The sequence below is a fragment of the Vibrio inusitatus genome (genome assembly GCA_024346935.1).
In the GTDB taxonomy this organism is placed as follows: domain Bacteria; phylum Pseudomonadota; class Gammaproteobacteria; order Enterobacterales; family Vibrionaceae; genus Vibrio; species Vibrio inusitatus.
Window position 1 is genome coordinate 354,926 of record AP024878.1, and the last position, 15,376, is coordinate 370,301.

Annotated in this window: 11 protein-coding genes and 1 tRNA gene; 7 read left to right on the forward strand and 5 right to left on the reverse strand. The window is 43.8% G+C overall.

The genetic code is table 11. The annotated features are described in order from the left end of the window. The first annotated feature begins 4 nt into the window (after positions 1–4). Both lptF and lptG read left to right on the forward strand, forming a co-directional pair. Positions 5–1,105, forward strand: coding sequence for an LPS export ABC transporter permease LptF (gene lptF, locus OCU48_RS01695; protein WP_141346959.1), 1,101 nt, complete (start codon positions 5–7; stop codon positions 1,103–1,105). Then, a complete protein-coding gene (lptG, locus tag OCU48_RS01700) occupies positions 1,106–2,176 on the forward strand; it encodes an LPS export ABC transporter permease LptG (RefSeq protein ID WP_141346960.1) in 1,071 nt (356 codons plus the stop codon). A 58-nt stretch (positions 2,177–2,234) separates the two neighbouring features. Here the strand turns inward: lptG and OCU48_RS01705 are convergent, their stop codons facing one another. Next, entirely contained in the window at positions 2,235–2,711 is a 477-nt protein-coding gene (locus tag OCU48_RS01705; protein WP_141346961.1) for an RDD family protein, read from the reverse strand. Between the two features lie 192 nt (positions 2,712–2,903). Here OCU48_RS01705 and OCU48_RS01710 point away from each other — a divergent pair. From OCU48_RS01710 to xylB, 3 genes are all read left to right on the forward strand, one after another. Then, a tRNA-Leu gene (locus OCU48_RS01710) sits at positions 2,904–2,988 on the forward strand. Positions 2,989–3,728: 740 nt separating this feature from the next. Next, entirely contained in the window at positions 3,729–4,955 is a 1,227-nt protein-coding gene (locus tag OCU48_RS01715) for a hypothetical protein (protein ID WP_141346962.1), read from the forward strand. Between the two features lie 290 nt (positions 4,956–5,245). After that, on the forward strand, positions 5,246–6,697 hold the full coding sequence (gene xylB / locus OCU48_RS01720) for a xylulokinase (protein ID WP_167496229.1): 1,452 nt from the start codon (positions 5,246–5,248) through the stop codon (positions 6,695–6,697). A gap of 174 nt (positions 6,698–6,871) precedes the next feature. Here xylB and tkt read toward each other — a convergent pair whose 3' ends face one another. From tkt to OCU48_RS01740, 4 genes are all read right to left on the reverse strand, one after another. Next, positions 6,872–8,866: a transketolase gene (tkt, locus tag OCU48_RS01725; protein ID WP_141346964.1), complete on the reverse strand. Its 1,995-nt coding sequence runs from the start codon at positions 8,864–8,866 to the stop codon at positions 6,872–6,874. 110 nt (positions 8,867–8,976) lie between these two features. Further along, positions 8,977–9,927 carry a transaldolase gene (tal, locus tag OCU48_RS01730; protein WP_141346965.1) on the reverse strand — a complete coding sequence of 317 codons (951 nt, stop codon included), beginning with the start codon at positions 9,925–9,927 and terminating at the stop codon, positions 8,977–8,979. Positions 9,928–10,004: 77 nt separating this feature from the next. Further along, a complete protein-coding gene (xylA, locus tag OCU48_RS01735; protein ID WP_337983896.1) occupies positions 10,005–11,324 on the reverse strand; it encodes a xylose isomerase in 1,320 nt (439 codons plus the stop codon). A gap of 188 nt (positions 11,325–11,512) precedes the next feature. Then, positions 11,513–12,595 (reverse strand): ABC transporter ATP-binding protein, encoded by a 1,083-nt coding sequence (locus OCU48_RS01740; RefSeq protein WP_141347414.1) that lies wholly within the window; start codon positions 12,593–12,595, stop codon positions 11,513–11,515. A gap of 444 nt (positions 12,596–13,039) precedes the next feature. Here OCU48_RS01740 and OCU48_RS01745 point away from each other — a divergent pair, with 444 nt between their 5' ends. Both OCU48_RS01745 and OCU48_RS01750 read left to right on the forward strand, forming a co-directional pair. Further along, positions 13,040–14,086, forward strand: coding sequence for an ABC transporter ATP-binding protein (locus tag OCU48_RS01745; RefSeq protein ID WP_141347413.1), 1,047 nt, complete (start codon positions 13,040–13,042; stop codon positions 14,084–14,086). 12 nt (positions 14,087–14,098) lie between these two features. Next, positions 14,099–15,352 (forward strand): extracellular solute-binding protein, encoded by a 1,254-nt coding sequence (locus OCU48_RS01750; protein ID WP_141347412.1) that lies wholly within the window; start codon positions 14,099–14,101, stop codon positions 15,350–15,352. Positions 15,353–15,376: the final 24 nt, after the last annotated feature.

The following is a 15,376-nucleotide window of genomic DNA, read 5'->3' on the forward strand; positions in this document are numbered from 1 at the left end:
TAGCGTGATTATTGTTAGATATTTGATCCGCGAGACAATCAAGAGCCAGTTGGCCATCTTTTTCGTACTGTTTTTAATCTTTCTAAGCCAAAGATTCATCAGTGTGTTGGCCGAAGCCTCAAATGGCGATATTCCCGCCAGACTTATCATGACAGTGGTTGGTTTGAACATGCCCGCTATGGGTTTGTTAATGCTACCGCTGAGCTTATACATTGGTATTTTGCTTACTTTTGGCCGTTTATACGCTGAAAGTGAGATAACCGTTATGAATGCAACAGGGATTGGGAATAAATTCTTGATTCAGGCTGCTTTGTATCTGGCTCTTATTACTTCTGGTGTTGCTGCGTTTAACTCTTTGTACTTCTCGCCTTGGGCTCAAGATAAAGAAGCGCAAATAATGGAGGATCTGGCAGCTGACACTAGCGTTGAGTTATTGCAGAAAGGCCAGTTCCAGCGAACGCCAGATGGCACAGCGGTAGTCTTCATCGATGAACTGAAAGATAAAAGGCTAACCAACGTCTTTATTGCTCAAACGGTCGGTGAAGGTTCAATTCGTCCAAGTGTTGCCTTTGCTGATTCAGGGGTGGCGCAAGAGTTGTCTGATGGTCGTCAGATCTTAACTCTGTTCAATGGTACGCGATGGGAAGGAATACCAACCCAACTGGACTATATGAGAACAGATTTTGATGAGTATGATGCGTTAATCGGTCAGCGCGACGTCAAACCTAAAGGGCGAGACTTTGAAGCATTACCCACGGTTCAATTGTTCAATAACCCTGACAAACGAGCAAAGGCTGAGCTTCATTGGCGTATTAGTCTAATTATTTGTATTCCATTACTCACCCTTGTGGTTATCCCGCTTTCTGCGGTAAACCCAAGACAAGGTCGTTTTGCTAAAATGGGACCTGCTATTCTGTTTTATTTGGCATACTTTATGTCTATCAGCGCTGCAAAATCGGCGATTGAAGATGGAAAAATATCCGAAGTAATAGGTATGTGGCCGATGAATATTGGTTTGTTGGTCGTGGGGTTAGTGCTCAATTCAATGGATAGTTTACCTGTGCGACGTTGGAAAGATAAGATTCGCAAAAAGAGGGCTGCCTAGATGTTTAAGATTCTAGATTTATACATTGGCAGAACCATTATAGGTACCACAACTATCTGTTTGGTTACCTTAGTCGGTTTGTCTGGCATCATTAAATATGTTGAACAGCTGCGTAAGGTTGGGCGTGGTACTTATGATTTATTGCATGCACTTTACTTTGTTTTATTAAGTGTTCCTCGTGATATCGAACTGTTCTTCCCTATGGCAGCGTTGCTAGGTGCATTGATTGCTCTAGGGACCTTGGCGACAAGCTCAGAGCTAACGGTAATGCAGGCTTCAGGTTACTCAAAAGTGAACATTGGCATGTCGGTACTGAAGACAGCACTGCCGCTAATGATGATGGTGATGCTGTTGGGTGAGTGGGGTGCTCCGCAAGCGCAAAAAATGGCTCGTGACTTAAGAACCGTTTCAGTCTCTGGCGGGCAAATGGTTTCTACCCGAGCTGGCGTTTGGGCTAAAGATGCCAATGATTTCATCTATATTGGGCGAGTAAATGATAAAGAGCTAACCGCAGTAAATATATGGGAATATGACGAAAACAAAGACCTAATGCGCAGTTTATTCGCGAAAAGTGCGGATTATAAAGGGGACAATATTTGGACCTTGAATGACGTCACGACCACCTTGTATACCAACGAAACTGAAATTGATAAAAGCAAGCAAAGTAAGTTGGAATGGGAAAGCACACTCGCACCAGAAAGACTTGAGATTGTAACGGTTAAACCTGAAGAACTGTCTTTGTCGGGTTTATATAGTTATGTCACCTACCTTAAAGACTCAGAACTGGATGCCTCTCGATATGAGCTAGCCTTTTGGCGAAAGATAACCCAGCCCTTATCCATCGCAGTAATGATGATGCTAGCGTTGTCCTTTGTATTTGGTCCGCTACGTAGTGTAACTATGGGGGCAAGGATACTTTCAGGGGTTATTGCAGGATTCTCTTTCTACATCTCCTCCGAGTTTTTCGGGCCTCTGAGTGTTGTTTATCAAATCCCTCCCATGTGGGGAGCGCTGGCTCCAAGTGTCGCCTTCATGTTGGTGGCCATTATGTTGCTGAGACGTAAGCTATAAAACAATGTAAACAAAAAAGGATGGCTAATCAGCCATCCTTTTTTTTTTGCCATTTTTATTAGATGGCCTTAGGTAACACGACTACTTCAGTTTTTGCCCAAATATCATGGAAACCGCGTTTTTCAGTATCGACAGGAACGGCGAAATTGCTCAAACCGAAGGCTGAGGTTGCAATACGGATACAGGCTTGAGTGACGCTAATGAGTGACCCATCTTTATTTTGTACTCTGAGTTTCCAAGCTCGCATTCCCAGAGTTTGTCCTGCTTTAGTCCAGAAATAGACGAAGAACCCAATCCAGATGATGGCTAGGTAGGAAGTGAATAGGACGCTCCATAGAGGGTGTTGAGTAAGATAGTCACTAACATCAATGTATTGGCCATAATCCATTAGACCTGCAGCAACTAATGCTTCAAAGATTGCTACGACTACACCTGCCGCCATCATCTCAATAGCAATTACAATTAGTGCGTCATAAAGCCAAGCACCAAGACGTCGCATCAAACCTGCTTTAGGTAGAGAGTTTTGTGAATTCATTCGTTTTGAAGTTCTAATCATTGTATTTTGCGGCTCAGAATAGCTATTTGTTGCCTGACTGCAAAGTAATTCAGTGTAAAAAAGTGGCACTCATGTCTAAAAAACATGCGAACGAGTCATAATTACAATATTTGCCCTTGCGTGCCCCTTAGGCTTACGTATAATGCAAAACGTACCTTAAAGGTACATAAAGCCGGTGTGGTGAAATTGGTATACACGACGGATTCAAAATCCGTTGCCTTCGGGCGTGGCGGTTCAAGTCCGCCCACCGGTACCATGACAAAGAAAGGTCGCTATTTATAGCGGCCTTTCGTCGTTTCTGGCGTATGAAATATCATATAATATGATGCGCTTAAGTGTGTATTCGAGTGGCGTCCGAAATGTCGGCCCATCAAGTCCGCCCACCGGTACCATGACAAAGAAAGGTCGCTATTTATAGCGGCCTTTTTTGTTTGGGAGGAAGTATAGTGTTTATCTCTGAACTAAAGGTTACCCACGCATCTATATAAGAAAACTTTAGCTAGATATTAAGGTTTGATGAAGTTGCAGCTTAGATTACTGGTTAATTTGCACTGACTTCTTCGACAGATGTCTCAATGGAATCATCGACCGCTTTAACGAGCAGAAGTCCAACATCCAGTACAGTGATACTGCACAGAACGAAGGTTATTCTTTCCCCAAGTGGCTTAGGTAATGAAAATATTGCCAAAGCCACTCACACCAGAAATGACGATAAGATAACCCAGCAATTCTTCGTTGTGCTATTCCATCCTCTTCAAACTTTAACCAAAGAAATACAACGTAATAGTATGGACATTTGTGCAAATTACTCTTGTCATTTGCATAAATGTCAGTCTCTACTTTCAAATTTGGAAAGTTATTATGCTCACCTATTCACATGCTCAAATTTAGAGCATTATCAGTTTCGAAATTACACAAGTCTTTCACAAACGATTGTCTACGGTATTTAGGGGGGGGGCCTCTGATAAACGTTTTACAAAATGTTTGGAGAAAAACATGTATAAAGTATTAGTTCCTGCACTTTTAACTGCATCTTTGGTTGGTTGTGGTAGTGGCAATGGTGATTCTGCAGTAGCAGATCTAGATGCTCAAAAGGATATAAAATCAAAAATAGAACAAACTGTTCCTACAGTTATTACCCAGCAGACTCCTGAGTTACGTGTGAATAGTGAACCTTCAAAGGTTTATGCCGGTTTAACACCGCACAAAGTGGATAGTCAAGGGCGACTAGCTCCATCTGATTACCCTCTTACAGCTGCCAATACACCGAATTTGGATCCAAGCAAGTTTGTAGTACCAGCATCAGTGAAAGGCGATACGCCGCAGCTAAGAGATGCAAACGGTCTTGTAGCACCAGCACCAGTGAAAGGCGATACGCCGCAGCTAAGAGATGCAAACGGTCTTGTAGCACCAGCACCAGTGAAAGGCGATATGCCGCAGCTAAGAGATGCAAACGGTCTTGTAGCACCAGCACCAGTGAAAGGCGATACGCCACAGTTAACGGATGAAAACGGTCTTGTAGCACCATCACCAGTGAAAGGCGATACGCCACAGTTAACGGATGAAAACGGTCTTGTAGCACCACCATCAGTGCAAGGCGATACGCCACAGCTAAGAGATGCAAACGGTCTTGTAGCACCAGCACCAGTGCAAGGTGATACGCCACAGTTAACGGATGAAAACGGTCTTGCAGCACCAGCATTAGTGCAAGGCGATACGCCACAGCTAAGAGATGAAAATGGTCTTCTAGTACCAGCACCAGTGCAAGGTGATACGCCACAGATAAGAGATGAAAATAATCTTGTAGCACCACCTGAACTTGATGGACACAATCCAGGGGAAGAACAATATATTGCCAAGTTGACGCCCGTGGGAGCGTATTATGAGGCAACGACTTTGGACAACCTAACGATCCTATATAGTTTAAACGAAGCTAATGCTAAACCAGAGTTATCAATTAGTATGCAACAAGTTGGTAGTGACTATATGGGGTACTATGCTGTAAATGTTAATGGTGTAGAGATAGAACTATCTAATTGGGTCAACTCGTACGGAGATAATATTGAATTGGATCTTTTTCCAGGAGATCTCACACAGATCAATAATCAATATGGCACACAACTTAATCAACTAAGTGACCTCATAGGTAAAGATGATGGTGTTTTGAGGCTAGTATTCGGCTCCCACTCAATTAACCTGCAAGCTGAACAACCTACTTCTTAAACGAGATAGTTAATTATTGTAGCAAGTCACCTATCATAGGGCGCTTTTAAACTAGCAATAAAACAGCCAATGAGAAATTACTCTCATTGGCTGTTTTATTTATGGATTCCATATTTCTATCCCACACAAAATACCAACCTGATGTGATCCACCCCCCAGTCGTGAAATCCCTTAATTTGAGAAACAAAAAACGTAATTGAGAGCCTCTCATAGAGCGCTCATTATCGTCTTAAGCATGTCGTTGTGATGAATACGCGGTGACACTAGTTTTCAATGAACAGGTAATGAGTATGTATATTGGAGTAGATTTAGGCACATCGGGTGTGAAAGTGATCGCACTGGATAATCAAGATAAAATTGTCGCGCAAGCTACGCAGTCGTTGACGGTACAAAGACCACAACCTCTATGGTCAGAGCAGGATCCTCATGCTTGGTGGGAAGCAACACAAAATGCTATTGATAGCCTTGCTGAGCGAATAGACATGTCAGCAGTTACAGCCATTGGTCTTTCTGGGCAGATGCACGGTGCAACCTTATTGGACAGTCAAGGTGAAGTCCTAAGAGCGGCTATTTTATGGAATGATGGTCGCTGTGCGGCTGAATGTATTGAGCTTGAAAAAGACGTACCGAATAGCCGCGATATCGTTGGTAACTTAATGATGCCAGGCTTTACCGCTCCTAAGCTGAAGTGGGTGGCTAATCATGAGCCTGATGTTTTCTCCAAGGTCGATATGGTGTTACTTCCTAAAGATTACCTGCGCTTTAAACTCAGTGGTGACTATGCATCTGACATGTCTGATTCTGCAGGTACTATGTGGCTTGATATCGCCAACAGAGACTGGAGCGAAGAGCTACTTAAAGCGACGGGACTGACTCGTAATCAAATGCCAAAACTGTTTGAGGGCAGTGAAGTGACTGGTCATCTCATCTCTGAGCTTGCCACCCGCTGGGGGATGCAAGAGGTGCCTATTATTGCTGGTGGGGGTGACAATGCTGCAGGTGCTGTCGGCGTAGGTATTACTGAGCCTGGTCAGGCGATGTTGTCTCTTGGTACATCGGGCGTATATTTCGCAGTAAGTGATGGCTATATCTCTAACCCTGAATCTGCACTGCATAGTTTTTGTCATGCTTTGCCAGGTACTTGGCATGCAATGTCAGTAATCTTAAGTGCAGCTTCATGTCTAGATTGGGTTGCACAGCTTACCGGTTTTGAAGAAGTCGGTCAGATGCTGGCGGAAACAGAAGCTAACGCGAATCAAGAGTCGGCGTTATGTTTCTTGCCTTACCTTTCAGGAGAAAGAACACCACACAATGACCCTACCGCAAAGGGTGTGTTCTTTGGCATGACCCACTCTACGACTAAATATGACTTAGTTCAGGCCGTACTGGAAGGGGTAGGCTTTGCATTTGCAGATGGTCTCGATGCTTTGCATGAAACCAAATTAATACCAGAAGAGATCTCATTGATTGGTGGCGGGGCACGCAGTGCATACTGGCGTCAAATGTTGTCCAATATCTTTGGTATGAAGGTAGTGTTCAGAGAAGGTGGCGACGTAGGTCCAGCTCTTGGTGCAGCAAGGTTGGCAAGACTTGGTGTTGAAGAAGGTGCGACTATAACCGATGTTTGTCCGGTACCTCCAGCAGTACAGATACATATGCCTGACTTAGCGCTTACAGAGCAGTATGCAACTAAGCGAGAGACTTATCAGGCGTTATACTCCCAACTTAAAGGGCTGTTTTAAGTCACTTGAAATTAAGTTATGAACAATAGAGGTCAGCCGAAAGGGCTGGCCTTTTTGCTTTTGGATACGATGGAACAGTTCGAATTGAGGTTGGTGGGGAATGCAAAAAAGCCAGTACTGGAAATTGAATCTTCCGGCACTGGCTTTTGGTTTGTTACTTCAGGTTACTTCAGGTTACTTCAATAGTTCTGTAGCTTTGCCAACAATGTTGTCGACGGTAAAGCCAAACATTTTGAACAGCTCACCAGCAGGGGCAGATTCACCAAATGTGGTCATGCCAATGATAGCGCCATCAAAGCCGACATATTTGTACCAATAATCGGCAATACCTGCTTCAATAGCAATACGCTTGGTAACCTCTGATGGCAATACAGACTCTCTATATTCCACACTCTGCTTATCAAAAGTATCTGTTGATGGCATTGATACAACACGTATTTGTTTGCCTTGCGCTGCTAATTCTGCAGCTGAATTGATTGCCAGTTCTACTTCAGAGCCCGTCGCAATCAATATCAGGTCAGGTTTAGCTGAGCAATCTTTTAGGATGTAGCCACCCTTAGTGATATCAGTGAGTTGCTGTTGGTTTCTTGGTTGCTGAGCTAGGTTTTGACGAGAAAATATCAATGCGCTTGGCGCATCTTTACGCTCTATAGCAAGCTTCCAAGCCACTGCTGATTCTACCTGATCACAAGGGCGCCAAGTGATCATGTTTGGAGTTAGGCGTAGCGATGCGATCTGCTCAACAGGTTGGTGAGTTGGTCCATCTTCACCAAGACCGATAGAATCGTGAGTATATACCTGAATATTTTGGATCTTCATCAATGCAGCCATGCGCATGGCGTTGCGTGCATACTCCATGAACATTAAGAAGGTAGCACCATAGGGAACGAAACCGCCATGCAAAGCGATGCCGTTCATGATGGCAGTCATGCCAAACTCACGAACACCGTAGTGCATGTAGTTGCCACTGGCATCCTCTGCAGAGATCGCCTTAGATCCTGACCACATGGTGAGATTAGATGGAGCTAGATCAGCCGATCCTCCTAAGAATTCAGGCAAGATCTTACCAAAGGCTTCAAGGGCATTTTGCGATGCTTTTCGAGAGGCAATATCCGCTGGATTTGCTTGTAGATCGTCGATGACTTTTTGGCTTAATTCTTGCCATTGGTCTGGAAGTTCACCGCTGGTTCTGCGCTTGAACTCGCTGGCAAGTTCAGGGTATGCCTTTTCATAATCAGCAAGCTTCTGGTTCCACGTTGCTTCCTTAGCTGAGCCTGCCTCAGCCGCGTTCCACTGTGCGTAGATTTCCGATGGAATCTCAAACGAGCCATAGTTCCAACCTAGTTGTTTTCGTGTTGCAAGAATCTCGTCAGCTCCCAATGGTGCGCCATGGCAATCGTGAGAGCCCGACTTGTTCGGGGAACCGAAACCAATAATGGTTTTGGTACAGATTAGAGTAGGGCGTGAACTGTCTGCTTTCGCCTCTTCAATCGCGGTGTTGATGGCGATTGGATCATGGCCATCAACGTTTGCAATCACTTGCCAGCCATAGGCTTCAAATCGTTTAGGGGTATCATCAGAGAACCAGTCTTCAACCTCACCATCAATAGAGATGCCATTGTCATCCCAAAAAGCAATCAGCTTGCCTAGACCTAAAGTTCCAGCTAGAGAGCAGGCTTCATGGGAAATGCCTTCCATTAGACAGCCATCACCCATAAACGCATAGGTGTGGTGATCAACGATATCAAAATTGTCACGGTTGAATTGTGCTGCTAGAGTTTTCTCAGCAATTGCCATTCCAACAGCGTTAGTGATTCCCTGTCCTAATGGACCTGTGGTTGTTTCTATACCCGGGGCATACCCGTACTCAGGATGCCCTGGCGTTTTAGAATGCAATTGTCGAAATTGCTTTAGATCGTCAATAGATAAATCGTAACCGCTAAGGTGTAGCAAAGAATAGATAAGCATTGATCCATGGCCATTCGATAGTACGAATCGGTCGCGGTCTACCCAATTTGGATTTGTTGGGTTGTGGTTTAGGTGTGTACGCCAAAGTACTTCGGCGATATCAGCCATACCCATTGGGGCTCCTGGGTGTCCAGAATTCGCTTGCTGCACACCGTCCATGCTCAATGCACGAATCGCGTTTGCGAGGTGTTTACGGTCCATATTAGAATGTCTCTATAGATAAAAGGAAATTGTTGGCTTATCTAACAGAGCATTTGTTTACTGAACGGGTTTACGAATACAAACGCTCTAATTAGGTGCAGGGAATTGAGTTAAAGCTTTTTGGCGATCATCGCTTCAAGTTTGCCTTGGTCGATAGCAAAGTTTCGAATGCCTTCAGCAAGCTTTTCTATGGCCATAGGATCTTGGTTGTGTTGCCATAAGAACTCGGCATGAGTTAATGGCTCTGGTCGATGTTGTACTGGCTGATTAGCCTGTAATTTCTCGCTGATTTCAAGCTCAGTTTCTTCCAGTTCTTGAAGTAAGTTAGGGCTGATAGTGAGGCGATCACAACCTGCTAGCTCGATGATCTCACCAATATTTCGGAAGCTAGCTCCCATAACTATGGTGTTGTAATCATGCTGCTTGTAGTAGTTGTAGATCTTGGTGACAGAAAGTACTCCTGGATCTTCAGAAGCTTGGAATTCTTGTCCTTGCTTGGCTTTGTACCAGTCCATGATTCTGCCCACGAATGGTGAGATTAAGAATACGCCGACCTCTGCGCAGGCACGAGCTTGAGCAAAAGAAAATAACAGTGTCAGGTTACAGTTGATCCCTTCATTTTCTAAGATCTCTGCCGCGCGAATCCCTTCCCAAGTAGAAGCAAGTTTGATCAGGATCCTGTCATTGTTGATGCCAGCATCGTTGTACATCTTAATCAACTGACGAGCCTTGCTGACACTCGCGTCTGTGTCGTAAGACAATCTCGCATCGACTTCTGTTGAAATACGACCAGGAATAGTAGTGAGGATCTCTTTGCCGATGTTTACCGCAAGTCGGTCACAGGTATCTTGGATCTGTGTGGTTCTGTCATTGCTTTGAGATTTTGCATAGGCAATGGCTTCATCAATTAAGGGCGCGTATTCCGGCACTAGCGCCGCTTTTAAGATCAGTGATGGATTGGTGGTTGCGTCTTGAGGTGCATATTTTCTAATCGCATCTATTTCGCCGGTATCAGCAACGACAGTTGTGAATTTTCTTAATTGTTGCAGTGCATTGTTCATGTTTGTTAATCCTATGGTGTTAGGAGAAAGTGATAATGAGGGGAGGTACCAGTGAGTAAACACTGGCGCCTTTAGTTTTACTTGAAGATAAACTGGTTAACGATGTTCTCTAAATGCTCTTGGCGACCCGATGCCATCTTAGGTGCAATGTTTTTCTCTTGAGCAAATTTAGCCAATTGTTCAAGGTTCATTTCACCGCTTAGAATTTTCTTACCTAGGTCGTCATTCCAGCCTGCGTAGCGCTCAGAAGTGAGTTTACCTATCACATCGTTCTCCAGCATAGCCGCGGCGTTTTCTAGAGATTTCGCCATGACATCCATGCCACCGATATGGCCGTGGAATAGGTCTTGTGCATCGATAGACGGACGGCGAAGGCGAGCATCAAAGTTAAAGCCACCGGTGGTGAAGCCACCTGCTTTTAGGATTTCGTACATCACTAGCGTGTTTTCTTCAACGCTGTTAGGGAACTGGTCAGTATCCCAACCTAGCTGAGCATCGCCACGGTTTGCATCGATAGAGCCAAATAGACCTAGAGAAGTCGCTGTCGCAACCTCATGATGGAAGCTGTGCCCTGCAAGAGTGGCGTGGTTTGCTTCAATGTTTACTTTGATTTCGTCTTCCAGTCCGTATTGCTTCAAGAAGCCATACACGGTAGCCGTATCGTAGTCGTATTGGTGCTTAGTCGGCTCTTGTGGCTTAGGCTCAATTAAAATAGTGCCGTTAAAGCCAATCTTATGTTTGTGCTCAACGACCATTTGCATTAGGCGACCAAGTTGCTCACGCTCTTGGCGCAGGTCGGTGTTAAGTAGTGTTTCGTAACCTTCACGACCACCCCAAAGTACGTAGTTCTCACCACCTAGACGCTTAGTTGCGCCCATAGCGTTGAAGATTTGAGTGGCCGCATAAGCAAAGACTTTCGGGTCAGGGTTAGAGCCTGCACCAGACATGTAGCGAGGGTTAGAGAACGCGTTTGCTGTCCCCCAAAGTAGCTTGGTGCCGGTTTCGGCTTGTTTCTGCTCTAATACGTCAACCATCGTCTGGAAGTTGTTGATGTACTCTTTGATAGAGTTCCCTTCAGGAGCAACATCGGTGTCGTGGAAGCAGTAGTAAGGAACAGTTAATTTTGAGAAGAAGTCGAACGCGTGGTCGGCTTTCATGCGAGCGACTTCCATCGCATCGTTGCTTTTTAGCCATGGACGGTCGTAAGTGCCAGCACCGAATACGTCAGAGCCAGCCCAGCAGAAGTTGTGCCAGTAGCATGCAGCAAAGCGCAGGTGCTCTTTCATACTTTTGCCTAGAACCATTTTGTCGGCGTCATAGTGGCGGAAAGCAAGCGGGTTTGAAGAGTTAGAACCTTCAAACTTAATAGTATCGATGTTTTTAAAGAATTCAGTCATGATTTTGGTACCTAGTTATTAGGATTAATCTTCGAATTCAATAATCAATGTTCCGCGTTTTAATTACAATTATGAAATTTTATTTGTTGTTTAGGTAATTTATTATTGTTTTGCTGTTATTTATAACAGCAAAACAACCGCAGTGACTTAATTATCACTGCGGTTGTTTTTTTAATTAAATCGGGAGATTAAATTAAAGCTTTCCCATTACAGTCAAAGATATGCATTCTATTTTTATCTATATAAAATCGGTGCATTCTATTAGCTAACACACTTTTATCAGAATCAACTTCAATAACAACATTTACATCTTGGTAGTGACCGTTTATTTGTACCGTTGCACCTAACAACTCAGTTGTTTCAACAAACAATTCGATGGGAATTGAGTTGTCACTTTCTTCGCTGCTGATATCCGATGGTCTGATACCTAGGGTTGCAGGGCCTTCTTGGATAGATGAGTTGTGATAGGCCTCTGAAAGCAGATAGTTGGTATCCTCTACACTGAGTTCCCACTGCTCATCCTTTTTATGAATATTCACAGGTAACATATTCATGGTTGGACTGCCAATAAAGGTGGCGACAAATTGGTTTGCAGGTTTGTGGAAAATCTCTTTTGGGGTTCCTACCTGTTCGATTAATCCATCACGTAAAATAACAACCTTGTCAGCTAAGGTCATTGCTTCTATTTGATCGTGAGTAACATAAACCGTGGTTTTTTTATGCTTTTTATGTAGCTCTTTTAATTCGGTACGCATGGTATTTCGCAATTTAGCATCTAGGTTTGATAGTGGCTCGTCAAACAAGAACACCTCTGGTGTACGGACCATTGCGCGCCCCATAGCAACACGCTGACGTTGACCGCCAGACAATGCTCTAGGCTTTCTATTCAGTAGCGGGGTTAACTGCAACATGTCAGAGACACGGCGAACCTGTTGCTCAATCTCTTTCTTATTAATGCCTGCCATTTTAAGGGAGAATCCAATGTTTTCAGCCACAGTCATATGTGGGTAGAGCGCATAGCTTTGAAATACCATTGCGATATTTCTATCCTTTGGATTCAGGTCATTAACTATCTGTTCATCAATGACAACTTCACCATTACTGATGTCCTCTAGGCCTGCCAGCATTCTGAGAGTAGTGGACTTACCGCAGCCAGAGGGACCTAGTAATACTACAAATTCGCCATCCTCAATCTTAAGATTGAAGTCTTTTACTACGTGTGTATCTCCGGAGTAAATCTTGTCTACGCCTCTAAACTCTACCGTTGCCATCGTCTCTACCTAAGTCCAAAAGGATGAATCACTTGCCTTATCATGAATCAGTTTTATCCATTGGCTCAATTATGAAATTTATTACTGACTTTAAGTTATTTGACTAATTTGCGAATGATCACATCTCTAGGTTATTTAGCATGGAAATAATAAATTAAGTGACGAAGTTCACATATAAAACCAAAAGAATTAGAGTTTGATCTAGCTCTACTTATTCAAGTTTATTTAGTGATTTTGGCCTTATCATTAAATAAATAGATTTCGTCAACATGATGTACTGCAAGGTAATAGTAAATGTGAGCAATAGCTAATTATTGAGATAAAAATAGCCTACAAATAAAAAGAATAAATTTGATATGAAATTTCACAATTGCTGATGAGCTTATTATTTCACAGTATGAATGACAGCAAATTTTGAAGGTTTATTACTCTTAGGTGATGTAAATGGCATCTGTAAAATTTAATAATTTAAAAAAATCCTACGGCGATACGGAAGTAGTAAAGGGCGTTGATCTAGATATAAAGCATGGTGAGTTTGTGGTTCTGTTGGGGCCTTCTGGTTGCGGAAAATCAACCACTCTAAGAATGCTAGCAGGTCTAGAAGACATCAGTGACGGCGAAATATACATTGATAACTTACTCGTCAATGACCTACACCCAATCGAGCGAAATATCGCAATGGTATTTCAAAGCTATGCCCTTTATCCACACATGTCAGTAGAAGAAAACATTGGTTTTGCTTTAGAAAACATGAAGGTAGATAAATCTAAGCGTAAAGAGATGGTTGCTGAAGTAGCAGAGGTTTTGGAGTTGACTCCGCTGCTCGACAGAAAGCCAAAAGATCTATCGGGTGGTCAACGTCAACGTGTAGCGATGGGACGCGCAATGGTTCGTACGCCAGAAGTCTTCTTATTTGATGAGCCACTGTCTAACTTAGATGCCAAATTACGTGGAGCGATGCGTAAAGAAATTAAGGCTCTACATAAGCGTGTGCAAACTACCGTTATCTATGTAACACACGATCAGGTTGAAGCCATGACCTTAGCTGATCGCATTGTGATTCTTAACAATGGTGTCATCGAACAGGTTGGAACGCCTAAAGAGATATTTGAAAAACCTCGAACTAAGTTTGTTGCCAAGTTCATTGGTAGCCCTGAAATCAACATCCTGCCTTCGACTGAGAACGAATTCGTAAGTCGCCTGCCAACTTCTATTGATACCAGCAATATCGAATCTATTGGTATTCGTCCGCAAGATTTTACTTTGGCTGAGAATGACATTGATGTTACCCACCGCTGTTCTGCTGAGATAGACGTTATTGGGCATGAAGTATTGGGCTCCGTTATTCATGTCAATGGCTTGTTGGGTTCGAAGCGAGTCACCATTGAGACCCCATATCAAGAAGAAGAAATAGACGAGCGTATTAACGTGTTCTTTGATTCTCGAAATGTTCATTATTTCGATGAAAATCAAAACATTACCCTACTATAACAAGGAAAAATAATGAAAAAGTTAAACCTCAAGGTAATGTCTATTGCCATAGCATCCGCCGTTGCGGGCTATGCGCAAGCAGAGACAGTGGAACTTAGTGTTGCCTCTTTCCCAAACTTCAACCAAGTGGCGGAAGCTGCAGTTCCTTTATTTGAGAAGCAATATCCAAATATTAAAGTAAAGGTTGTGACATTGGCTTATGGCGATCACCACAACGCGATGACCACGGCACTAGCAACCGGTGCAAATGTTCCTGATGTTATGGGTATAGAGTATGCCTATGTTGGACGTTTCATTGAGGGTGGTGGTTTAGAAGATCTTAATGCGCCTCAGTACAACGCAGCTAAATTTACCGATCAATTAGTGCCTTATGCTGTTGCGCAGGGTACGAATTCAAAAGGTGTTCTATCTGGTGTTCCAGCAGATATTGGCCCAGGTGCCACCTTTTATCGCAAAGACATCCTTGATGAGGCGGGTGTAACTGAAGAAGAGCTTCTTAAAGACTGGGATTCTTTTATTGAGGCAGGGATTAAGGTTAAAGAAGCGACAGGTAGCTACATGCTAGCTAATGCGGTTGATATTAAAGACATCTACATTCGTGCCAACCTTAAAGATGGTGAAGGTGTTTACTTCGACAGAGATCACAACATCCTAGTTAACTCGCCACGCTTTAAAGAAGCGTTCCGCTTGGCGAAAAAAGCGCGTGATGCAGGAATCGATGCAGAAGTAGGATCTTGGTCAAACGAGTGGACAGAAGGCCTTCGTCGCGGAACCATCGCATCACAAATGATGGGCGCTTGGTTAGGTGGGCACTTACAAGATTGGATCGCACCAGAGGAAGTGGGTAAGTGGCGTACAGCGCAACTTCCAGCAGGTGCTTATGCGAGTTGGGGTGGCTCTTTCTACGGCATTCCGAAGAGAGCGAAGAATAAAGAAGCGGCATGGACATTCATAGAATTCATGGCAACTAACCCTGAAGTGCAAATGCTTGGTTTTGAAGAAATCAACGCTTTCCCTGCTTTGACATCCGTTCACTCAGCTGAATTTTTCAATGAAGAGGTACCGTACCTAGGGGGGCAAAAAGCTCGCTTGATCTGGCGTGCTGCGTCAGAAAAAGTACCCGCGCGTGTTGCTGACCGTTATGACGAAGTTGCTCGTCAGGTGATCAATGATGCTCTTGAAAAAGTGTTAGAAAAAGACGCTGATATCGACACGGTACTAGCGGAAGCTGAGAAGCAAATCAAACGACGTGCACGTCGTCGTTAAATAACGCTCCTAGGGTTAGGGCGT